The organism is Methylobacterium sp. CB376 (genome assembly GCF_029714205.1).
GTDB lineage: Bacteria > Pseudomonadota > Alphaproteobacteria > Rhizobiales > Beijerinckiaceae > Methylobacterium.
Genome location: NZ_CP121648.1, coordinates 4,491,727 through 4,514,811 on the forward strand (window position 1 = coordinate 4,491,727; position 23,085 = coordinate 4,514,811).

Genomic DNA, 23,085 nt, shown 5'->3' on the forward strand with positions numbered 1-23,085 from the left:
CGTGGTTCGCATAAGGCCCTGTATAGGACGAGAAGAGCCGGGGCGTGATGGGGTGGACGGCTCCTGAGGATGAAAACCAGCGCCCTCATCCCGGCACAGCGGTGCCGTGAGCAGGGGCCCTCCACCTCGTCACGCCCCGATTTCCCCGCTCAGCTGTTCCGGTCTACGTCACTTCGCCCAGCGGCGCACCACGCGGTAGCGCCTTCGGCGGCGGGTCGCCCCGGCCCCCGAACAGAATCTCGGTGATCACGCTCGGGCGGAAGAGCCTGGACGGCGGATCGAGGAAGTTCAGGACCCGATAGAATTGATCGGTCACGGCGGGGCTTCGGTGCGTCGCCCGATGGACGCGCTCCATGTACCATTGCACTGGACGCATACGGAACGGCCGCTGCGCCGCCAATTCGGGAAAGCGGAGATCCTCCAGCGATATGCCGTTCCAGGCGACGTCGACCGCTGGCTTAATGGTCTGGAACCAACGCCGGGCGAAATCCGGACCGATCCCGCCGTCGCGCGCGACGCAGGCCAGCGTGCGGTTGAGAGCCTCCGCCTCGATCGCGCTGACCGTCATGCCCTGAGCGTAGACCGGGTTGAAGCTGCACACGGCATCTCCGATGACGATCAGCCCCTCGGGGAACCGCTCGAGCCGCTCGTACCGCCGCCGCAGGCTGCCGACGAAGCGGTAGCGCTTGATCTCCGACATGGGCTCGCACGTGCGGATCACGTCGTAGAGATCGGGCACCGCCAACGAGCGCGCGAACGCCAGGAATGCGTCATGGTCCTGCGGCGATGGTTCGTCGAAGAAGCTGGGCAGCGTCACCAGCCACCGGCCGCCCTCGATGGGGACCAGGCTGCCGCCGCGCCGGGCGGTCTTGTCGCTCACCATCAAGGCGCGCCAGTCCAATCGCTCGTCCGAGCGGCGAAACGTGCAGGTCGAATAGGTGACGCGGGCGCCGAAGAGCTCGGTCTCCGGCCCCGAAAAGCCCAGCTCCGTCAGCCACTGCGGCGTCGAACTGCCCCGACCCGTCGCATCGACGACGAGATCCGCCTCGATCTCGTCGGTTTGGTGCTGACCGCCCGCTCTGGCAAGACGGACGCCCGTGATCCTGCTGCCATCGCTACGCAGGCCTATTGTCCGGACCCCGTCGAGAACCGTCACATTCGGCAAGGCGCGAACCCGCTCCGCGATCCTGCTCTCGAGCAGCGGTCGGCTCAACGACAGAAAGAAGAGGTCGCTGTCGTACCGGACGCGCCAGCCGCCCAGGTGGTACCAGGCAAATTCGCGCCCGCCATTGACCAGAACGGAGCCTGCGGCCACGAGCTCGTCGGTCAGGCCCGGCAGCAGGGCCTCCGCAATCAACTGACCGCGCACCAGGAGGGCGTTCAGATGATGGCCTTGCGGCACGCTCTTGTGCGGCTCGGGGCCGCGGACCAGTTCATCCCGTTCGAGGATCGTGACACGCTCGACATGGTCCGAGAGGACGCGCGCGGCCAGCAGGCCCGCGAAGCTGCCGCCCATGACCACGGCGTGGCGAAGCGGGCGGCGGGACGTGCCGGTTTTCAAAATTGAACAGGCTGTCACGATCGATTCTCCGAACATGGGCCAGTCGGCAGTGCTGTCGATCGTAACTGTCCCTGCGCGATCGGCCTGTGGGCTGGATCACAGACAGGGCTGACGAACTCCGCGCGCGGGCATCCAGCCGGATGTTCCCGAGATGAAGGCGTGTTTCAGACGAGGCGGACCAGCCTCTCTCCGAACTGTCAGCGCGCTATCATACCGGCGCGCCTTTGATCTGATCCGATGATATGAACCATGCTGCGCGGAGATGCTGTTGAGGAGAACGCGTCAACGCAAACGCGCAGTGGTATGAGACAGGCCGCAAACTCAAACATCGAAGCATCAACACATCGACCCGATGTTCGAAAAGCGACGGTTTTTCAGCAACTTAAAGCTGTAAGGATTGCCTGTCAGGAATTCAAACCCGTACGCCCGGCGGCTCCCAGCCCTCCCGTCACGATGACGCCGCTCGCATATCGGTGATGCGGTGGCCGGGCCGACAGGTCAGGATCAACCCGGCCACCGATACAGCGACCAGCCCGTGTGTCTCGGAACGGCCACCGGTCGCTGTCCTCGCCCACCCTGGTGCACAACGCGGGTGGACGGTCTCGGAAATCGAGAGAAGCGACGGCCTAGGCCTCTTGCGAGGAGCGTCGGGCCATCGCCTTCGCCGCGCTGGCTGGGACAGCTCGGCTGTTCACAGCCTGCCGCAGGATGGTTGATGAAGTGCTGCTGTGACTTCCTCGACAGCGAGCGCTCTGAGAGCTTCTAGCCGAGCCGCCCGCGGTGTCGCCGTACTCACTGCCCGGCGCCCAACGGTGTGACGTGTAACATTTAAGCGTCGAGCGATATCGCAGAGATTGTAGCCCTCGGCTGCCGCGAAAGGGTTCGACGGCGTAGATATGGCGAAAATCGTCCTCTTTCTTCCAGCTAGATCATAGCCACTATGCGCTGGTACGCTAGTTCAGTCTCAGACGGCAAATGCCTGGTTGCTGGCAGAAGTCGAATAAAAAAATTCATGAAAGTTAATTTTGCTATTAAGTCAGGCAATGCCGCTGAGCATAAGCATCGTGAATATCAGGCCTGTTGTGGATGTTACAAAACCGACGAGGGCTCTGCCGATCGACGGCAGCGGCAATACGTTGCCCGCCACTCGCTCATCAAGCTGCGATATACTATGCTCCGTAAGACGCGATACGCCCTTTCAACGAGCCGAAACCTTGGCGGTTCCCCGGGGGCGAGCAATCAGCTTATCCGTCAGGGCTGCCACACTCCTCAGTAGCCGGTGGCCACCGACCGTAGAAGCAGGCCAGCAGGCTCCGAGCTGATCGATCCGCATTGACGGCGCGCGGCGGCGCCCGAGACCCCCTAGGGGGCGGCATGGAGGCAGCCGTGACGCAGTTCGGTTACATCCTGAATTGGACGCTCAAGGCCGGATCCCACCAGTTCCCAGGACCGGACGGCGGCACCTGCATCAACGAAGCCGCCATCGTTGCGGCCGGGTTTCCGTATCAGCCGGTGTGGCGGGTAGAAGTCATGCCGCGCTGTTTTTCACGACCCATCTGCCGCCTCGCGATGCTGCTCAATGACGAAGCCGACGACGTGCAACGCCAACGGTTGCTGCCGTTCGTCACCCGGCTGGCCTGCGCGGACGCGCCCGAGGTGGAACGCCTGCGCCAGAATTACATCAACGCGCGCACATCCGGGAGGCCGCTGAACTTCGAGAATGGGATGATGGCGCTCGAAGGGGCCCTGGCCATTGGCCGTCAGGCCACCCTTCTGAGCGGGGACGAGGTGAGCGAAAGGCTGGATCAGGCCAAATGCATTCCTGAACCGGCAACGCCAGATCGGACCATGATTGGCAAGATCAAGGAATGGCTCGGGATCGAAGCTGAAGTCTCCTGACCCTGCCTAATGGGGCCGCACCACTGGGCGGCAGGAACAAGGGCGGTCATCGAACCGCCTGACAGCCAACCGGCCGTCAGTTATCATGCCGTCGAGTCCCGGTCATTCTCGTGATGGAAGGGGCGTGCTCATGGTGAAATGCCGCATTGCCCTCACGGTGGCGCTCCTGCTCTCCGGCGTACCCGGCTTGGCCGCGCAGACCTCCTGGACCGATCCGCCGACCCGCACCGCAGCCCCGTCCGAGACGAACGCTCCTGCCCAACCGGAAGTCGAGCGACCGAAAGCACCGGCATCGGAGGCGGTCCAGCGGCAGGCGAAGCGTCCGCCCGCCCGCAGCCGTGCCATCACCACCTTCCAACGGCGTTCGCGGGTGGTCGCGCAGCGTCCATCGTCGCCCGTCCTCCGCTCGCGTCAGGCGGAACGTGTCTCCAGACCGAAGCTGTACAGGCAGGCGATCTTGCCCCGACGAAGCCATCCCATTGTGGTGTCCAGACCGGCGCCGCATCGGCAGGCCGCTCTGGTCCGAAGAACCCATATTGTCACGGCATCCAGACCGCTACCGCCCCGGTGGTCCATCCTGGCCCGAAGAACCTACTCCGCCATCGGAGCTGATGATGTCGATCCGTGGACGATCCGCATCCATCCTTGGGCCGGCGACCTCGACTACTCTGGCCCCTATGGAGTCAGGCGCGGTCTGTGCCCCTGGATGCCCACCCGGGGCCCCAGCGACGACGAGGAGTAATACGGTTCCAGTTGGATTGTACTTCTCGATACACGGGCGGTGCCGGCCGTCCGTGCATGTCATAGACTATAGCAATCTGGTCGTTCTCAGAAATCCCTGAGTTGAAAACCGGTTCTATAATACTAGTCCTTCCAGATTCCTTTGCCCCCACCGCTGGGCGAGGACTGAGATCCCTGAGAAGATGTTAGTTCTTTAAATATTTTCATATACGGTGGAGTATCTATTCCATGAAGGCCGTTTCCGAGGGAAAATCCTCCAACTACGGCGTCAAGCTCGGCTTCCAAGATCCCACCAGACAGCTCAGGGGCGCGCTTCTCGATCGGCGTGCTGCCGTCCTGAACTGAAGGAATCTTAGAAGAAGACATATCAACCTCCCAAGCTGACCGCGCTCCGATGGCATTCTACTTGGGTTCAAGCGGTCGTCGCAACACCATCTTGCACGGCAGCCAGCACAGCGTCGAGCGCCTCTGCCGGCGTCTTCCAGTTCAGCGTCTTGCGCGGTCTGCTGTTGAGGGCTGCGGCCACAGCAGCAAGATCGTTCGCGCTGTGGGCGCTCAGATCCGTTCCTTTCGGGAAGTACTGTCGCAGTAACCCGTTCGTATTCTCGTTCGTCCCCCGCTGCCAGGGTGAGCGTGGATCGCAGAAGTAGACCTGCAGACCCGCGTCGATCCGCAAGCGCGCGTGCTCGGCCATCTCGGTACCCTGGTCCCAGGTCAACGAGCGCCGCAGCTGCTCGGGCAAGCGCGCGATCGTGCCGGCGATCGCCTCGCGCACCGCCTGGGCCCCGTGCCCCGCCAGCGCCGGGCCGTTCTTCGCACGCGGTGTCACCCCATGGCCGTCCATCGGCGGAAGATGCAGCAGCATCGTAAAGCGCGTCGTGCGCTCGACCAGGGTCCCGATCGCCGAACTCTTCAGACCCAGGATCAGATCTCCTTCCCAGTGCCCCGGCACCGCGCGGTCCTCCACCTCGGGCGGACGCTCGCTGATGAGCACCTCGGGGGTGACGAACGACCTGCCTCGGCCCAGGCTGCGGGCCCGCGGCACACGCAAAGCCCGTCCTGTGCGAAGACACGCGGTCAGCTCACGCTTCAGCGCGCCCCGGCCCTGGATGTAGAGCGCCTGATAGATCGCCTCGTGACTGATGCGCATCGTCGTATCGCCCGGAAAGTCGAGCCGTAGGCGCTCGGCGATCTGCTGCGGACTCCAGGATCGACCCCATCGCCGGCTCTGGCGTCGCCCGTGCCGCCGTCCCTTCCAGGCAACGCTAGGGCCAGGCAGAGCGCTCCCGCCCGGTGTCGCGACAGTTCCGGCGAGCCGCTCCTGCACGTACGTCCGCAGCGCTGCGTTCCCCGCCAGTTTTGCTGGCTTGGGCCGGCGTGCCGCGCGTTCAGCGTGCCACTGCGCGGTCGTGGCGCGATAGTCCAGGCCGCCACTGCGGGTCGCCGCATTGCGGCGCAATTCCCGCGAGATGGTCGACGCCGCCCGTCCCAGACGCCGAGCGACGTCCCGGACCCCGTGACCTTGCGCTTGTAGGATCGCGATCTCCTCCCGCTCAGCCAACGACAGGTAGCGCGCAGAAGGCGACTTGGATGATGGTGACAGGTGGGAAGGTGCCATTCCGCCTGCTGTCCGGAACCACCGCGAGCCGACCGGTGGCGAGATCCCGAGCTTCATCGCTGCGACCTCGCTGGAGAGACCCTGCGCGAGGAACGCCCAGAACCCCCGCCGCGTCTCGCGCAGACCGACCCCGGGACGACCCGGTGACCGCAGCTTCTCGCGAAGTGCCCGATCCGAACGCCGCCGACCTGCCATCACAACCGCCCTCCGCCAAGCCGTTGCGACGACCACTTGAATCCACCCTATGTGGTATTATCTTATTGGTGCTCGGTGTATGAGGCTATTGGAGCCAACTACGGCAACCGAATACGGTGTTCAGCAACTGCGTATTCATTGCTCCGGACCTGAGTTCTTAACTGCAAAATAAATGCAGCTTTCCTTGCTATAGCGTTAAAATCCGGAAATCCACTATATTGGGGGCCGGGCCCTAAGTCTCCGCCGGAAACAAATTCAAGTTCAAGGTCCAGAATTTCGTCCATACCGCAGGTATTTAACTCGATGGAGATTTGAGGCGAACCCATTGTCCCCTCCTATGCTAATTACAGCCTTCGTAAAGGTATTTTGCCTTGGCCCGACCGACGGCGCGGTGCGGAGAAGCACGCGACAGTCTGCACGGATTTTGCTACCAACCGCGATGACCGAGGCGCTATGGTTCGCCCACCTTGAAGTGGTTCGTTGGCGAGTTTGTTATCACCGGCGAACTCAGGCAACAGCCTTAGGACTTAGCAGGCGGCCGAAGTCGCTCTGACGCGTGGTAGCGATCGGCTCGCCAACGACTCAGCGGACGATACGGGCCAAGTCAAGTGTGGCCGCCGTCGCATGTGCTGCAGCCGAACCTTTGCCAAGCCGACGTAGTGTGCCCGACGCAGGTCGAAGCTGCGCGCGACTAGCGAGAAGGTGGCTTTGATCCCGGCGCGGTGCGCGTAGAGTCGAGCGAAGATAGCTGCCTTCTGACGCTGTTCCTCGCCATTCAACTGGCCATATGTCCGGCTCGGCGGCACAATGCTGCTTCGCTAAGTGGTCCGATCTGAACTCTCGTGACCGTAATGTCTGAGAAACGACCGGATACTGTTGGCGAATTCCGGAGGGCGTCGTGGTGGGTGTAGGCTGGCGGCCCCGCTCGGAGGTCGCTCATGTCGCTCCGGCCACAGCCCCCGCTCCCGCCTGTCCCTGAGGACACAGCTCGCGTCGCCCAGACCGCGTTCCGACGCGGCAACAACCCCGACCTGCTCCTACGCACCCGCCTGGGCACCATCTTCGCCGATGCTGCGTTCGCTGACCTCTTTCCCAGCCGCGGCCAGCCCGCGTACGCACCCTGGCGCCTGGCCCTCGTCACCCTCCTGCAGTTCCGCGAAGGCCTGAGCGACCGCCAGGCCGCTGAGGCGGTCCGAGCCCGGATTGACTGGAAATACCTGCTGGCCCTCGACCTCGCCGATCCCGGCTTCGATCCCAGCGTCCTGTGCGAGTTCCGCGGCCGGCTGCTGGAGCACGAGGCCGCTGGACGGCTGCTGGTCCGCATCCTCGAGGCCGCGCACGACCAGGGCGTGCTCAAGGCGCGGGCGCCAACGCACCGACAGCACCCACGTGCTCGCGGCGGTGCGCGACCTCAACCGCGTCGAGTTCGACGTCACGGACTTCGCGGTCGAGTGGGAGCGTCAGCGCGTGCGCTGCCCGGAGGGCCACGAGAGTTATCCTCCCTCGAGTTGGTGGTTCTTCCGCACTTTGATATTGGTGGTGAATTCGGCTCGGCACAGTCAGGCTGCAGGCGAGTGCAGCTATGCAAAGGATGAGTTTGGTGTTCGAGCCTTCGGTTCGTCCGCGAGCCATCGCAGTAGTCGCACCAAGTTCATCGCCGCTGCCGTCATCAGATGAACCAGGTGCGTCTTTGCGTGTCCGAAGTCGGGCGTTCGCCGCAGCCGAGATGACCGCACGCCTTGTGCAATCGTGCCCTCGACGCCGGCTCGTCGGGCGTACTCGGCTGCGAAGTCGGCGGTCTTCTCCCGCTCCCGCCTGACCCGCAACGCCTCGTGTTGGGCTTCAGGGCGGATCGTGATCGCCCGGCGGGACGAGCGCGAGCGTGTGCAGTCCGGCCGCAGCGAGCAGTCCCGGCAATCGCGGACCGCGAACTTGATCTTGATCACCGGTGTCGTGCCGTGGACGAGCGTGGGCGTCCAGCTCTGGCTTTCCTTCCCGCCCGGACACGTCGCCCGCCGCCGAGCGAAGTCAATGGCGAAGTCCCGTGCGGCGAACCCGTCACCGGCCTGGGCCTGCCACTGCCGGTCACCCCGCGTCGGGCCGACCAGATCGATCCCGTGGCGCGCCTGGGCGTCAACGAACAGCGCCGCGTTCACGAAGCCGGTGTCGGCGATGTGGATCTTGGGCAGCAGATCCCGTGCAGCAAGCGTCGCGTGGATGGTCGAGGTCGTCGCCTCGTCCGAGACCGCGGCGGTCGTCGTCTCGACGTGGGTGATCAGGTTCGGCGCGTCATCGTCGCACGTCTCGGTCAGATGCACTTTATAGCCGCTCCACACCGTCGTGCCCTTGCTCGCGGAGCGCGCCTCGCCGTCATACGGCGAGCCGATGTATCGACCCGATGGTGGCAGCTGATGGTTCGTCCGCCATGCGACACGGGTGCCCTCCGGCCCGTCCTCGCGGAGGAAGTTCTGCACCCAGACCCGTCGCAGGGTCTCAAGGGCCGCGACGTCACGCAGGACGGGTGGGGCGAGAGCCAGCAAGGCGAACCCATCGATCCCAGTCTGCACCGCCCACGCCTGCCGTCCTGCCTGGCTCTTGGGAAGCCGGAACTCGCTCGCTCGGAGCCCGTCGCGTTCGACCCAGGTCGGGGTCGTGCACGTGCGGAGCCAGTCGGGCGCGATCGTCGCCAGTTCGTTCAGCGCGTGGCGCAGTGTTTCCCCGACAACTTCGAGCCGGCTGAGGGTCCGCATCGCTCCAAGGACGTGCGTGGAGTCGCTGCGCTGACGTCCACCGCCTTTCAGGAGCCCGCGCCCTCGTGCCAGTGCGAGCGTCGCGTCGAAGAGCCGACTTTCCGCCCCATGCGCGAGAAGGCGCGTGCGGAACTCGCTCAAGTCGATGTGGGCGAAACCAGCGTCAGCCAATTCCAGGCACAGCAGGTACTTCCTGTACCTGACGACGAGCCGTGCTTCAGTGCGGCTTGGGCGTCCGGCGATCTGAGGTATTTCCGGTCCGACGCAGGCGTAGCTCAGCAACGCCTGTGCCGCGATCGCCGATTGGCACGATCCCGGATGCCCTGTCGCGTTCCTCCGAACAGTCGCTGGGGCTCCGCTCGCGCGGACGCCCGCGTACAGGACAGGATCCGCCCATGCTCAGTCCCGGACTGGTGGCCGGCATCGATGCCGGCAAGCACTTCCTCGATCTCGGCTTCCATCCTGCCGGCAAGCCGATGCGCTGCGACAACAATCCGGCCGGCATCAAGCGCCTGATCGCGGCCTTGCGGCAACGAGGCGTCATTCGCGTCGCCCTGGAGGCGATCGGTCCTTACGCTCAGCCTCTCGTGCATGCCCTCGTTGCCGCCGGCTTCACGGTGGCGCTGATTGATCCGCGACGGGTCAAGGCCTTCCGCACTGCCGAGGGGCTGATCGCCAAGACCGACCGGCTGGACGCGGCGCTGATCGCCCGCTTTGCTCATCGCATGAGCGAGTCTCTGCGCCCGGTTCCCACGGCCGACCAGGTGACCCTCAAGGCTCTGTCGACGCGCCGGCGCCAGCTCACCGAGCTGATCGCCATGGAGAAGACCCGGCTGGCCCAGGCCCTCGATCCGATGATCGTCGACAGCCACCGGGCCGTCCTCGAGGCCCTGACGCGGACTTGTGCCGAGGTTGAAGCCGAGCTCGACCGGCGCATCGCTGCCGACCCGGCCTTGGCCCGTAAGCGCATCATCCTCACCTCGATCCCGGGGATCGGCCGGCGCATCGCCGGCGTGCTGATCACCGATATGCCCGAGCTTGGACGGCTCGACCGCAAGGCCGCCGCGAGCCTGGCTGGCATGGCTCCTCATCCCAGCCAGAGCGGGGCCCATCCCGGCCGCCATGCCATCGCTGGCGGCCGGCCGTGCCTGCGGACTGCCTTCTACATGGCCGGCATGGTCGCCGCACGCGCCTGTCCCGCTTTCCGAAAACCCTATCGCGCCATGAGAGACGCCGGCAAACCGGCCAAGCTCGCCATCGTGGCCACAGGGCGACGCGTCGTGACCCTGGCGAATGCTCTCCTCCGCGCCAACAAAACTTTCGACCAGAGCGACCTGGTGACTTGTCAGGCGACGTCCGGGACGGCTCCCCTGGCGACAACGGGGCAACACCAGCATGCGCTGGCGTGATCGCTGGCTTGATCGGAGGGTCGATGCCTCGCATCGACCCTCCGCCTCATGACCGTTCGCCGGCGGGGGCGGGTCAAGGCCTTGTCGCGCAACGCGCGATGGCGCGGAGCGCCAGCCTTGACGCGCACACGACGGTGAACAACCCGACGCTGGAACGCCTCTCGGGCGGGGCCAGCCATCCTGTTTCTAAGAGGTCAAACCGTCGTATCGCCTCCCAAGGCTTGACCCGCGATACAGTCGCCAGTCGATCCACGTGCGGACTGCGTCGGCGGCTTGCCGATCGGTCAGCCCTTCCATGAACTGCAGCAGGGTCGCGAGGGCGAGCCGGACCGGCGCCTCTGCGGGTCGTCCCCGCGCCGAGAACAGGTCGGCGAAGTCGTGATCCTCCATGACGCGATGCAGGTCGTCGGAGAGGCGCATGACCGGATTGCCGCTCGGAAAGATCGCCCGCGCCACCTGCGCCGTCTGATCAGGCACGACATACGTCCGTCTCACGTCGAGCGACATGCCCCCCTCCTGATTGGCGTGGGGCCACATCGTCGCTCAACGCGCCGCGCGGATCGTCCTCTCATCGCAGGAGCCGCGCCGAATTCGCCACCAATATCACAGTGAGCAAGAGCCACGAAACGGGGCAATTCCAATCCCAAGACTCCGCTTACGACGCTGCCCTGGGCTGGGGTGGGGCCTCGTCGGAGATGCCGGCCTTGGCCCAGACGTAGAACGCGAGCAGTGCCACCGGCAGGCCGATCAGGGACGTCCAGACGAAGAACCAGGGAAAGCCCGTCCACTCGACGACGAAACCCGAAAATCCCGCCAGCACGCTGCCCGGGAATGCACACAGGGACGTCAGAAGCCCGAATTGGCTCGCCGCATGCTCCTCGGAAGCAAGCGTTGACATGTAGGTGATGAGCACGACTGAGGCGAACGCATACGCGAACCCATCGATGCTGACGGTGGTCGCGAAAGTCCAGAAGGCCGTCCCGCCGTCGCCTCCGTGGGCGGCGAGGTAGGCGAGGCTCAAGTGAGAGGCCGAGCCCGCCACGGTGCCGATCAGCAGGCTCGGCAGCATGCCGATCCGCGGGACGAGAGCGCCAGCCAGAAACGTGCCGCCCAGCCCGATCCAGAAGCCGAAGAGCTTGGTGACCGTGGCGATGTCGGTGTTGGAGAAGCCCTGGTGCTTGAACAGCGGGACTGCCATCGCACTCGCGACGTAGCCCGGCATACGGAAACCCGCGACGAGCAGCAGGATTGCTGGCGCCATCGGGCCGAGCCGCGTCAGGAGTTCTCGGATGGGAGCCCAGACCGTGTCGACGAAGCCGGCTCGGGCTTGATGGGGGAGCTGGTCCGACGGCGGCTCGGGTGCCAGCACGGCGGCGAGCATTCCAGCGAGCATCAGCGCGCCCATGCTGAGATAGGCGCCGCGCCAGCCGATCCTGTCGGCCAGAAGCAGCGCGCCTGCGCCAGCCGCGAGGTTGCCGACCCGCCAGCCGATCTCCGTCCAGGACGACAGCACGGCCTGCTTCTCGGGCGGCCGCACGCTGGTGATGCGCCAGCCGTCGATGACGAGGTCGAGCGTTGCGCCGGCGAAGCCCAGGGCCAGGGACAGCGCGATCGTCCAGCCGAGCCAGTTCGCCGGGTCGCCGAACGCGATGCCGGTCAGCATCGCCATCACGCCCGCTTGGGCGACGACGATCCAGCCGCGCCGGCGGCCGAGCACGCGCCCGAGCAGGGGCGGGTCGTAGCGGTCCAGGAACGGGGCCCACACGAACTTGAACTTGTAGGCGAGGGTCAGCTCGCTCAGGAGGCCGATTGTCGCGAGTGAGATGCCGATGTCGGACAGCCATGCCGATTGCGTGGCGTAGACGAGCAGGAACGGAATGCCGGAAGTGAAGCCGAGCCCGAGTGCCGGCGCGATCCGCCGATCCGTGAACAGCGCCGACCAGAACGGCGTCTTCTCAGACCTGACGAAAGCTGGTTCAGTCATGCTCATTCCGCTTCGCTGCCGACCTGCGTGAGCGCCGCCTCACGGATTTCTCGCTGAAGCGGCGAAAAGTTAGGAGCATTCTGGGCATTGGTTCGAGTATATGAGTGTATCAAAATCGTATTATTTGATGGACTTCTCCATCAATGCCAATAATAACATTATCTGCTGTTCCTCTGTGGCAGGCGATGCTGCCTCGATCAATGACTTCATGTGCTGGTCTACGTACTTTGAGGCGCCCGAGTAGGCCAGTGACCAACTGCCGAACCGGCGCTTCGGCAAGCTCGCGACCAGAAAAGTGGTCACGTCTGCGTGCCGACTATCGTGCTCGATGTTGTCCATTAGCTGTCTTACTGCCGAGGGATGACCTTCCAAATACTGCGCAAAATGAGATTTTGAAGAAACAAGTGCACCGGTGATCCCAACATTCGGATTTCGACTCAAAGATTTCTCGACAATGTCATGAATGTCTGTGTCGGTGGCCAATCTACGGCTGACATAAAGCACACATACCTCGGATGTCCAAACCTGCGTTTTGAACCTCTCTTCGAAGTTGTACGGCGACACGCCCGATGTGGTTTTCGTGACGCGGGCTTCCGGCCCGTGAGGGAGCACGCTGCCTTGCGTGATGGCGATCTCGACCGTTTCGGCGAGCATCGGCCCAGCCGGGTAGCCGTAGTGATCCAGGAGAGCCTTGGCGTCCGCCAACCGCCTGAGGGCTGTGCTCGGCCGCTTGTAGTTTTCGGCGACGAGTTCGCCTGCCAGCGCGAAGGCCAGTTCCTCTGCCAGATGGGCAATGAGTGGCAGAGATTGTCCCATCTTGCGGGCATCGCGCATGCGGGCGCCCCGATCGTTTCGTCCGCTATCTAGTACACAGACGCCGACGAACGCAACACACGCACGTTGGCTAGACACCTGTAAACGCGGGCGAAATCTCACCGCACGGGGCATCGCCTGCTGCCACGGCGCAGTCAAGTCGTTGCCGTGAAGATCGCTATATTGCTGACTGGCGAGTGCAGCCCCGGCGTGGGCCGTGAGCCGAGGACTCGGAGAAGGGAAGGCTTCGAAGCGGCTTCTCGGAAGGTTCGAGATGCGCCGATCGTGTTGAAAAACTCGGGAAGCGGCCGATGCGGTGCTCCACACCAGGCCGCGCGGAGAAGAGCCTTCCGCGCGGACGCGCGCAACCCGATGCAAGTCGGCGTATGGGGAGTCGGAAAGAGGAACTTCTTCCGCGCAGCGAGGCATAGGGCGAGGCGTCAGGCGTCGCCTCTGAGTTTTTCAACACGATCCTCCACTTTCGGACCTTCGCTCGTGGCCAGAGACCGTCACGCCCGCCAGCATCTGTACGCAGTGTATGAGCTTATCACGATCCGGTGCACGGGCTACGGCGGCATCGTGGCAGCCGTCCGGCCTGCCGCTGAAGCACTCGCAGGCGCACGAGGCCGAGACAGCCTCGCGCAGGATCATCAAGACGAGGACAGCTCGTCCGACCGTGTCATACCAAATCCGCTTGATCCCTTCGGGATGGCGGTTTTGGGCTTCGCTCAGGCGCCGCGCAGGCTTGGGATCCGGGATCCGCTGCGATCAAGCGGATCCCGGATCATGCATCCGCGGTGGCAGCAGGGACATCGCTGACGCGATTGCACCGGCGCATGCGCCAGTCTCCGGCGTCGGCTCGCGACGGAATCAGGCCCACGACGCGCGGGCCGGGTCGGGGGTGCCGCGGGATCTGTCACCTGCGGGTCGGTCGGGCGTGTGGAGCCTGGCGAGCTCGGGTCCCGCGGGGGAGAACCGGCCCCGTTCGCAGACCAGGAACCCGTACGCGGCAATGCACAAGCTGGCATGGTGATGAAAGCCGCGCCAGCCCCGCCCCTCGTAGTGACCGAGCCCGATCTCCTGCTTCAGTTCCGTGTAGTCCCGCTCGATGCGCCAGCGCAGCTTCGTCCGGCTGACGAGCTCGGCCAGGGACGTCTCGGCCGGCAGGGTCGAGATCCAGTACTGCGTCGGTGCATCCTCGCCGTCCGGCCACTCGATCAGGACCCACTCCTCGGGACCAGGCCCGCGTCGCTGCTCGTCGCGATGCGCCGGGCGCACCCGCACCGCCGCGAAGCGCGACGCCGAGAGTCCGTTCGTGCCCGCACGCCACCTGACCTCCTGCCAGGCCGCGTCCGGCAGCGCGCGTGCCAGCGTCTCGGCCGAGAGCGGCTCGTGATCGGGGCTGCGCCGCATCCGGGTCGGCGGCCGACCACGCCCGCTCCAGGGCTCGGGCGGCAAGGGCGCCGTTCCGGGCGGCCACAGGCCGGTCGAAGCGGCAATGCCGAGGCTGTAGCGCAATCCCAACGCCGTCAGGGCCGTGCGGAACGCCGCATCGCTCCCGTATCCGGCGTCGGCCAGGACGAGACCGGGCGGCACACGCTCGGCCCGTGCGGCCCGGATCTGATCCAGGGCGATCTCCGGCTTGGTCTGGAAGCCGATCTCCTGAGGCACGCCGGCCTTCATGCGCCGCTGCGCATCGTGAGCCCACGCTTCCGGCAGGTAGAGGCGGTAGGCGATCGGCAGGCTGGCCTGGCCGTTGGCCAGCGAGAGCGTCACGGCAACTTGGCAGTCATCCTGTTTGCCGACCTGGCCGCAGGATTGCCGGCCCACGCCGACCGAGTGCCGGCCCTTCCTGGGAAAGCCGGTATCCTCGACGATCCAGGCCTGGATCGGGCCCCGGCTCTCGATGACGGGCAGAACCACGGCGCGGACCCGAGCCAGCAACGCGGCGTCGGACCACTCACCATTAGCCACGAAGTGGTGCAGCACCTGATGGGTGGCCTGAACGCGGGCGGGGGCGATCTGGGCCGCCATCGGCGCGATGCTCTTGCGCGTGCCCGGCAGGAGGAGACCGGTGCAGTAGGCCTTGAGCGGCGCGATCCGGTCCGCATGGCCAAGGACGTCCGAGAGGGTGCCGACGTAGGCGCCGAAGCGCGGCTGGCCAGCCAGGACAGTGTTCAGGGGATCCATATCTCGCTCCTGCACGAGATCGAAGCGCGACCATACGGCCCAAACTCGTGACGCAGTCGCATCAGTCGTTCGGCATACAACTGGTGGTGGCAATGTGCGGTCGACGCGCCCGTGAACCCGTGGGACCCTTGCGCAGCGACAGCGAGGCGCGCGGATCTCGCGTCACCGGTCTGCGCGCGGGCCGGGGCCGGCTCCCGTCGCGAGAGTGCCGGTGAAGATCGGCATCGACCATCTCGCGCACCATCTCCTCCAAGCTCACCGTCGGTTCCCAGCCCAGCACCCGTCGCGCCTTCGCGGCATCGCCGATCAGGACATCGACCTCGGCGGGCCGGAAGAGATCGGGATCGATCACCAGATGGTCGCTCAACGACAGACCCACGTGGTCGAAAGCGATCTCGCACATCTCCCGGACCGTCACCGAGCGTCCCGTCGCCACGACGTAATCATCCGGCGCGTCCTGCTGCAGCATCAGCCACATCGCTCGGACGTAGTCCCGGGCGTGACCCCAGTCGCGTCTGGCGTCGATGTTGCCCAGCCTCAGGTCACGCGCCATTCCGAGCTTGATTCGTGCCACGCCGTCGCTGACCTTGCGCGTGACGAATTCGATCCCCCGCAACGGGCTCTCGTGATTGAATAGGATGCCGGTCGAGGCATGCAGACCGAAGCTCTCACGGTAGTTGATGGTCATCCAGTGCGCGTAGAGCTTGGCAGCCCCGTACGGCGAGCGGGGGTAGAACGGGGTCGTCTCGCACTGCACCGGCTGCTGGATGCGACCGAACATTTCCGATGACGATGCCTGATAGAAGCGCGCATCGGGTGCGGCGAGTCGCACCGCTTCGAGAACGTTCGCGCAGCCGAGACCGGTGATCATACCGGTGAGCACAGGTTGCATCCACGAGGTGTTGACGAAGGACTGCGCTGCGAGATTGTAGATCTCGGTGGGCTGGACGCTGCGCACGACGCGGATCAGGCTCGACAGGTCGGAGATGTCGCCGTCGATGCAGTGAACGCGATCGGCGATGCCGAGCCATGCGAGACGCTGAGAGCATCGATCCTGCGCGCTCGAACGTCTGGTCACGCCATAGACGGTGTAACCCTTGCTCAGCAAAAACTGAGCCAGATAGGCACCGTCCTGTCCGGTAATTCCAGTGATGAGAGCCGATTTCATCGCTTAATTATCCGTCCGACAACATGTTTGATGTGATGATTTAGCTTAACAAATTCGATCATGCATCGAGCTGCTTGCGAAAATACTCGATGGTGCGGATGAGGCCTTCGCGGAGATCGATCGTTGGTTGCCAGCCGAGGACCTTCTTGGCGCGATCGATGTCCGGTTTGCGCTGGCGCGGGTCGTCCTGCGGAAGCGGCCTGCGGACGATCTCGGAGCGCGATCCTGTCAGTTCGACAACCAGTTCGGCAAGATCCCGGACCGTAAACTCACCAGGGTTGCCGAGATTGATCGGCCCTGTCACCGTGGAGTCCGTCTCCATCAACGCGATCAGGCCTTGAACGAGGTCGTCAACGTAGCAGAAGGATCGGGTTTGGCGGCCATCACCATACAAAGTGATGTCCTTGTTGCTGAGTGCCTGGACGACGAAGTTGGAGACGACACGGCCGTCGTCCGGATGCATGCGCGGGCCGTAGGTGTTGAAGATGCGAGCGACCTTGATCGGCAGCCCGTGCTGACGATGATAGTCGAAGAACAGCGTCTCGGCGCAGCGCTTGCCCTCGTCGTAGCAGGAACGAGGGCCGATGGGATTGACCCGGCCCCAGTAGTGCTCGGCTTGCGGGTGCATCTCGGGATCGCCGTAGACCTCGGACGTTGATGCCTGCAGCACCTTCGCCTTCACGCGCTTGGCGAGCCCCAGGACATTGATCGTTCCAAGGACGCTCGTCTTGGTGGTCTGGACGGGATCGAACTGGTAGTGCACCGGGGATGCCGGACATGCGAGATTGTAGATCTCGTCCACTTCCACATAGAGTGGGGATGTGATGTCGTGGCGCAGCAGCTCGAACCTGGGATTCTTCAAGAGGTGCTCGACGTTCTGACGGGCTCCCGTGAAGAAGTTATCGACGCAGAGGACCTCGTGGCCTTGCTCGATCAGACTTTCACAGAGATGAGAGCCGAGAAAGCCGGCGCCTCCGGTCACCAGGATGCTCTTGATGCGTCGATGCGATGTCATGGTCTCGATTTCCCGTTCATCTCAGGATCCTGCAGATCCGGTTTCAGGACGATCCAGGCCGCCATCGACTGGCATGACCTTGATCGATGACGCTGCCGATCCCTGCGAGTCAGCGGCGATCTCACCCCCATGAAGCGCGGTCGCGCCACGGGATCACCCGTACGGGGATCCGGCGTCGCACCGCGGCGTGGCCCGTGGGCTGCCCGCCGTCGCTCGTCCGGACTCGACACGCCTCGCGCCGACGATCGGGCCCGTACCCGGCAGGGCGCTTCCCGGCCCTGCCGTCGCGGGGCCGCGACCCTGCCGCGTGTCACGCACCGGAAGTGCCGGCACGGTTTCGTCTGCTTGCTTCGGGCCGAATGGCATCTCGGCCACCTGCCGTGTAGACGCCACCATGACCGGCGAACGAACTCGTCGCCGCCAAATTTTTTGTATTCGTGATGCGATAATCTCGGTTTTCAAGCCGCTTCAAGCAATCGCCGACGGCGGACAATCCAGTATACGGCGAAAAAGGCGGCCGAGGGCGGCCGCCATCTGCTTCGACGGAGCGCAGCATGTCAGGCGAGTTGCAGGGGTGATCTGCCGAGCCGGTGGTTCATGCAGCCGCACGCCGTCCGATCGGCCGGCGAAGGGAATCCGGGCCAGATGCGCAGGCCGCGCCGGGACCGCCCCGAGCCGGCGATCGGATCGTCCGGCGGATGCTCCGTCGCTCCGGCAAGGCCCGCCGGGCTTCTGCCGGCGAGGCGCCGCGCCCGCGCGACGGGCGCTCCGAACCCCGACCGGGCCGTCGCAGGCTGGATCCAGCAGCGAGCGGGTGTGCCGGCTCGGCCTGAGCACGACGCGACCGGTCCGGCGGGCGGCACCGTCCCCGATCGGGGCCCGGCGGGCCGGTGCGGGTCCGGCGGGCGCGTGTCCGCTCGGAGACCCGCCCGCCGGCTCGCCGCATCGGCCTTATCGCGAGCCTGCCGGGCGGAGGGCCGCCGCGATGTCGCCCTTGATGGGCGCGCCGACGCCCGCGGGCGACGGGGATTTGGGCGCCGGCGCGGCGGGCGCGCGGGGAGGCGCGGCCTGGGCGTTTCCGGCCCGCGTCTCGGCAACCCGCTCGGCATCCGCGCTCGGCACCGGCTCGGCCGCGATCTGCACGAGATCGCGCGGCATCAGTCGCGTATCCGCGTCCGCCTGCAGGACCTGCACCGTGCCGCCCGTCTCGCGGCGGATCGTGAAGACCGGGACGCGCGCCCGCCCGCCGCGCGCTTCCGAGGCGCTGACAGCCGTGCGTCCCACCTCGGCGCGGCGGCGGATCGGGAGCAGGCTTTCGCGCAGGCTGACCAGCTCACGCTCGACCTCGGCGAGCTGCCCGGAGGCCTCGATGGTGCGGGAATTCTCAAGGTTCGCCGAGGTCTGCTCGGCGATCGCACCCTGGAGCTTCGTTTCCGAGATCCGGCGCTCGATCTCCCGCTGATCGTTCTCGATGTCGATGATCGAGCGCTTGAGCGCGAGCAGCCGCGTGACCGGCACCAAGCGGGCGGTCTCGGAATCCCCGCCGATGGCCGCCAGCTCCTGCTGCAGCATGGTGAGCTGCAGGCCCTTCTTGGCGAGGCTCGCCTTGAGCGCGGCCTCCTGCTCGACCAGGATCTGGGACTGCCGCTTGAGGTTCTTGATCTCGCCGGTCATCGCCTCGCGGCGCTTGGCGAACAGGTGCATCTCGCGCGTGAGAAGCACCTCGGCCTGGGCCGGCTTCAGGCCTTCGGCCCAGCCTTCCGGCACGTCGAAGCTCGGTGCGGACGCGGCTTCGGCGCTGAGCCTGGCCCGCCGGAGGATCGCCGCGGCCAAGCGGCTCTGCGTCTGCTCCTCCTGCTCGACCGCCCGGTAGGCCTCGAAGACCAGGAGCGGGCCGCCATTCTCGAGCAGGCGTGGGGCGCCGCCGGCGAGCACGTAGGCCTTCGCCGCCGTCAAGTCGGTCGCCCAGGCGTAGCGGCCCGGGTTCTGGACAGCGCCGCCGACGAAGATCGGAGCCGTCTCCAGGACCGTCACGGTGACGCGCGGCTCAAGGATGCCGGCCCGCTCGCGGCAGGCCGCGATGAGGCGGGCCTCCACTTCGTCGATCGTCTGGCCGGACGCGCCGACGCTGCCGACGAGGGGAAGGCGCAGGTTTCCGTCGCCATCCACCTTGAGCGCCAGGGACATGTCCGGCCGGCCGAACACGCGCACGTCGACCCGGTCCTCCGGCCCGAGCCGGAACGAATCCGCGCTGGCGGGCAGGCTCAGGACAGCGGCGAGTGCGAGACCTGCGAGAAGACGCTTCATACCGACCTCCGTTGTGCGCCGTCGAGGACGGCATCGATCGTTTGGACGAAGCGCGGCCACGTGAAAGCGGCCGCGCGTGCGGGCCCTTGCGCGCCCAACTGCCGGGCCAGATCCGCGTCCTGCGCGATGCGGCGCAGGCCGGCCGCGAAGGCGGCGGGCTCGGGTTCCACCAGCAGACCTGTGACGCCGTCCAGCACGGTCTCGCGCAGGCCGCCCCGGTTGCAGGCGAGCACGGGCCGCCCATGGGCCATCGCCTCGACCGGCGTCAGTCCGAAATCCTCGTTGAAGGCCGGGGCGAGGACCGCCCAGGCCTGCGTGTAGAGGGCGCGCATGCGCTCGTCCGACACCACCGTCTCGAACACGATCCGCTCGTCGCCGCCGGCCAGTTCCTGCAGCTGTGCGAAGTACGGACGGCTCTTGGCGTCGACCATGCCGGCAATGTGCAGGCGGAATCGCTGCAGCGCGGGCGGTGCGTCGCTCAGGAACTGGCGGAATCCGTCGATGGCGAGCTCGATGTTCTTCGTCCACATGATGCGGCCGGGGAGCAGGAACATCGGCTCGGAGGCGCCTTCGGGCACCGCGAGCCTCGGCTCGACGCCCGGATAGGCGAGGTGGATCTTGGATTCCGGAAAGAGACGATTGTCCGCGACGCGCCGCCGGACGGTGTCGGCGATGCAGATGACCTCGTCGAAGTTGCGCCACGCCATGCGATCGACGAGGCGGAACACCGTCTCGGCCGCCCGCTTCACGGGGCGGGCCGGACCGCCGCGCGCCAGCAGGCGATCGCGATAGACCTCATCGTAGGTCGCCCGCAGCGGCGTGAAGCACAGGTTGACCACGGGCTTGCGGCGGTTCGCGAAGGTCAGGAGCGGGCCGAGACCATCGCAGCAGACGAGAACCGCATCGTGCTCCGCCGGATCGAGGCGGGTCCGGACGATCGACAGCGCGGCCGCGGTGACCGCCGAGTAGGTCCGCTCGACCGAGACCCGGGACAGTTCCGTGACGCCCATCCCGTCGAGTTCCGGGAAGGTTCCGCGTGGATCGAAGTGGTTGGTGTAGATGCGGATCTCATGGCGGCTTCGCCGCTTGATCTCGATCAGCGCCCGCTCGATCCCGCTGCGCAGGTAGACCCAGGGATAATAGACAGCAACTCTCATCGCGGTGCCTCCGGGTAGGGCAGCCTGTGGGCGAGAAGTGTTCGGTACAGGCCGAGGACCACGTCGCCGCTGCGCTCCCAGTCGTAGGCGCGGGCACGCTCGCGGTTGCGGGCGCCGAGGGCGAGGCAGAGGTCGCGGTCGTCCCAGAGACGCTGCACGGCCGCGACCATGCCGGCCGCGTCCCCCGCCTCGACCCGGACGCCTTCCGCGCCCTGTCCGGTGGTCCCGATGACGGCGCAGCCGCTGGCCATCGCTTCGGCGACGACGATCCCGAAGGTCTCGGCGTGCGAGGGAAAGAAGAAGATCCGCGCTTGACGGAGCAGGTGCCGGTAGCGGTCACCGCGGCTCTCGTGCACGGTGAGGTTCTCCGGTGCCGCCGCCCGCAGCGCCGCGATGTCCCCGCCCCAGCCGACGGCAACGAAGCGGATATGCGGGCAGGCCCGGGCGACCGCGAGCAGTTCGGCGACCCCCTTGCGGGCCTCGAACTTGCCGGCGAACAGCACGAAATCCCCTTTCGGTTCGGGCGATGCCTCCTCGAAGAAGGCTGGATCGACACCGGGCGGGGCCAGCACGACGCGGTCGCCCGGCTTCCCCCGCGCGAGGGCGAGGGAGTCCTCGCTGAGGAAGATGCGGCCCTGCGCCGGGAGTGCCACGAGCAGGCGCTCGACCGCACGATAGCCCAGCGCGACCGGCTCGGAGCGCATGACCGACCATGCGCGGCCGAACAACGCCATGTACTCGCAGACGAGAGGACGGCCGGTCAGCCGCGCCGCCACGAAGGCCGGCAGCATCGCGTGGTAGGTGAAGGCGTGCACGAGGTCGGCCGAGCGCGCGGCCTCGATGAAGGCCGGAAGCCCGAAGGGCAGGGCCCGGCGGCACAGCGGCAGGCGCCGCGTCGGCACGCCCTCGTGGTCGCCCAGCGCCGGATCGCCCGCGCAGATCACCTGGACCTCGATGCCGCGCGCGCGCAGATGAAGGGCGCGCCGGTGGGCCAGAACCTCACCGCCGCCGCCGGAATCGGGCAGATAGCGTTCATGGGCGAGCAGGACGCGCATCGTCTCACAGCACCAGGCAACGGTGACGGATCGAGCCGTACGCGAGGGCGCCGAAGATCAGGGCCGCCCGGGGCAGCCCGACCACGATCCGCGCGGCGATCGCGAGCGGATTCCGGTACCGTCCGCTCTCCAGCGTCCGGATCCAGGGATAGGGCAGGGCGGCCAGCAGCAGCACCGGATGCAGCAGCGCGGCCCCGGCGGCGGCGCCGACGGCCAGTGCGAAGGCGGCTGACTGGCGGCTGACGAAGTAGCCGCAATAGAGGTCCTGCCGGATCGCCGGCCGGAGCCGCACCAGGAGGGGCCAGACCCGAAGGTTCAGTGCCTCCCGGTGCCACGCCAGCAGCGTCTGGCGGAAGACCTCGTGGTGCACGAGCGCGTCGGACGCGAAGGCGCGCGCCCAGCCGGACTGCACGACCTTCCAGCCGAGATCCGTGTCCTCGCCCCAGAAGCGGTCGAGGAATTCCGTCGAAAATCCACCGACCCCGAAGAAGGCTTCGCGACGGTAGAAGATGTTGCAGGTTTCGAAGTACGGCGTCGGCGCCGTCACCGTCACGGTCTTCTCGAAGAAGTGCCGCGGTTGATCCGGCCGAGGCAGCGTGCGTCCCTGGACGAGACCCGTCCCGGTCGTCATGGCGGCGACGCCGGCCCGGATCCAGCCGCGCGTCGCCTCGCAATCGTCGTCGATGAAGGCGATGATCGAGCCCCGCCCGATCTCGGCCCCGAACTGGCGCGATGGCGTGGGCGACGAGAAGGCCTTGCGGTGGTAGCTCAGGACCGGCAGGCCGCCCTGCTCGACGAGGGCGCGGATCGCCTCCTCGGTGCCGTCATCGGTGAAATTGTGAACGACGATGATCTCGTACCGGTCGGCCGGGTAATCCTGGCGAAGCAGGGATCCGATCAGACGCACGACCATCTCGCGGCGCCTGCGCGTCGGGACGACCACACTGACAAACGGGAATTCAGCGAAATTCATCCGAACAGCACCGCATGTTCGCGCGAAACGATGGTGACACACAGCGTATTCGCGCAGCGAAAACGGCTTGTGCCTCGGGATCGATGACATTGACGACAATATCATCGGCTTTCGGAGCAGCCGTACTAAAAAGGATCATCCGCACTGCAGATGGCGGCGAGGCGCGAACGAAATGCGGGAGGCTCGACGGGCTGGCCGGGCGGCCCGATCAGGATGCCGCGCTCCCATTCCGGGGCCGTTCGTGGGCGGA

13 protein-coding genes and 3 pseudogenes are annotated in these 23,085 nt (G+C 66.1%); 3 read left to right on the forward strand and 13 right to left on the reverse strand.

The window, feature by feature from the left end:
• Positions 1-163 precede the first annotated feature (163 nt).
• Entirely contained in the window at positions 164-1,597 is a 1,434-nt protein-coding gene (locus QA634_RS20365) for an NAD(P)/FAD-dependent oxidoreductase (RefSeq protein ID WP_012333766.1), read from the reverse strand.
• A 1,338-nt stretch (positions 1,598-2,935) separates the two neighbouring features.
• On the opposite strand from QA634_RS20365, the gene QA634_RS20370 reads away from it, so the two are divergent.
• On the forward strand, positions 2,936-3,460 hold the full coding sequence (locus tag QA634_RS20370; RefSeq protein WP_012333767.1) for a hypothetical protein: 525 nt from the start codon (positions 2,936-2,938) through the stop codon (positions 3,458-3,460).
• A 1,153-nt stretch (positions 3,461-4,613) separates the two neighbouring features.
• Here the strand turns inward: QA634_RS20370 and QA634_RS20375 are convergent.
• Positions 4,614-6,014, reverse strand: coding sequence for an IS30-like element ISMtsp4 family transposase (locus QA634_RS20375; RefSeq protein ID WP_012330561.1), 1,401 nt, complete (start codon positions 6,012-6,014; stop codon positions 4,614-4,616).
• A 938-nt stretch (positions 6,015-6,952) separates the two neighbouring features.
• On the opposite strand from QA634_RS20375, the pseudogene QA634_RS20380 reads away from it, so the two are divergent.
• Positions 6,953-7,440: pseudogene (locus QA634_RS20380) on the forward strand (transposase); the annotation flags it as partial.
• Positions 7,441-7,594: 154 nt separating this feature from the next.
• On the opposite strand, the pseudogene QA634_RS20385 reads toward QA634_RS20380, so the two are convergent.
• Positions 7,595-8,956, reverse strand: a pseudogene (locus QA634_RS20385) (IS1182-like element ISMtsp10 family transposase); the annotation flags it as partial.
• Positions 8,957-9,159: 203 nt separating this feature from the next.
• On the opposite strand from QA634_RS20385, the gene QA634_RS20390 reads away from it, so the two are divergent.
• Positions 9,160-10,173: an IS110-like element ISMtsp9 family transposase gene (locus tag QA634_RS20390; RefSeq protein ID WP_012332367.1), complete on the forward strand. Its 1,014-nt coding sequence runs from the start codon at positions 9,160-9,162 to the stop codon at positions 10,171-10,173.
• Positions 10,174-10,410: 237 nt separating this feature from the next.
• On the opposite strand, the pseudogene QA634_RS20395 reads toward QA634_RS20390, so the two are convergent.
• The 10 genes and pseudogenes from QA634_RS20395 to QA634_RS20440 all read right to left on the reverse strand — a co-directional run.
• Positions 10,411-10,680: pseudogene (locus QA634_RS20395) on the reverse strand (transposase); the annotation flags it as partial.
• 148 nt (positions 10,681-10,828) lie between these two features.
• Positions 10,829-12,163, reverse strand: coding sequence for an AmpG family muropeptide MFS transporter (locus QA634_RS20400; protein ID WP_012333771.1), 1,335 nt, complete (start codon positions 12,161-12,163; stop codon positions 10,829-10,831).
• Positions 12,164-12,277: 114 nt separating this feature from the next.
• Positions 12,278-12,991 carry a BLUF domain-containing protein gene (locus QA634_RS20405; RefSeq protein ID WP_168169167.1) on the reverse strand — a complete coding sequence of 238 codons (714 nt, stop codon included), beginning with the start codon at positions 12,989-12,991 and terminating at the stop codon, positions 12,278-12,280.
• 849 nt (positions 12,992-13,840) lie between these two features.
• Positions 13,841-15,160 (reverse strand): IS701 family transposase, encoded by a 1,320-nt coding sequence (locus tag QA634_RS20410; protein ID WP_012333773.1) that lies wholly within the window; start codon positions 15,158-15,160, stop codon positions 13,841-13,843.
• Between the two features lie 61 nt (positions 15,161-15,221).
• Positions 15,222-16,328 carry a GDP-mannose 4,6-dehydratase gene (locus QA634_RS20415; protein ID WP_012333774.1) on the reverse strand — a complete coding sequence of 369 codons (1,107 nt, stop codon included), beginning with the start codon at positions 16,326-16,328 and terminating at the stop codon, positions 15,222-15,224.
• 58 nt (positions 16,329-16,386) lie between these two features.
• Positions 16,387-17,343 carry a UDP-glucuronic acid decarboxylase family protein gene (locus tag QA634_RS20420; protein ID WP_012333775.1) on the reverse strand — a complete coding sequence of 319 codons (957 nt, stop codon included), beginning with the start codon at positions 17,341-17,343 and terminating at the stop codon, positions 16,387-16,389.
• Between the two features lie 951 nt (positions 17,344-18,294).
• Positions 18,295-19,650, reverse strand: a complete 1,356-nt coding sequence (locus QA634_RS20425; protein WP_012333776.1) for a polysaccharide biosynthesis/export family protein — start codon at positions 19,648-19,650, stop codon at positions 18,295-18,297.
• Positions 19,647-20,807 (reverse strand): glycosyltransferase family 4 protein, encoded by a 1,161-nt coding sequence (locus QA634_RS20430; RefSeq protein ID WP_012333777.1) that lies wholly within the window; start codon positions 20,805-20,807, stop codon positions 19,647-19,649. The genes QA634_RS20425 and QA634_RS20430 overlap by 4 nt, the downstream gene beginning before the upstream one ends.
• Positions 20,804-21,862 (reverse strand): glycosyltransferase family 4 protein, encoded by a 1,059-nt coding sequence (locus tag QA634_RS20435; protein WP_012333778.1) that lies wholly within the window; start codon positions 21,860-21,862, stop codon positions 20,804-20,806. The genes QA634_RS20430 and QA634_RS20435 overlap by 4 nt, the downstream gene beginning before the upstream one ends.
• Before the next feature lie 4 nt (positions 21,863-21,866).
• Positions 21,867-22,775 carry a glycosyltransferase gene (locus tag QA634_RS20440; RefSeq protein WP_236728736.1) on the reverse strand — a complete coding sequence of 303 codons (909 nt, stop codon included), beginning with the start codon at positions 22,773-22,775 and terminating at the stop codon, positions 21,867-21,869.
• Between the last annotated feature and the right edge of the window lie 310 nt (positions 22,776-23,085).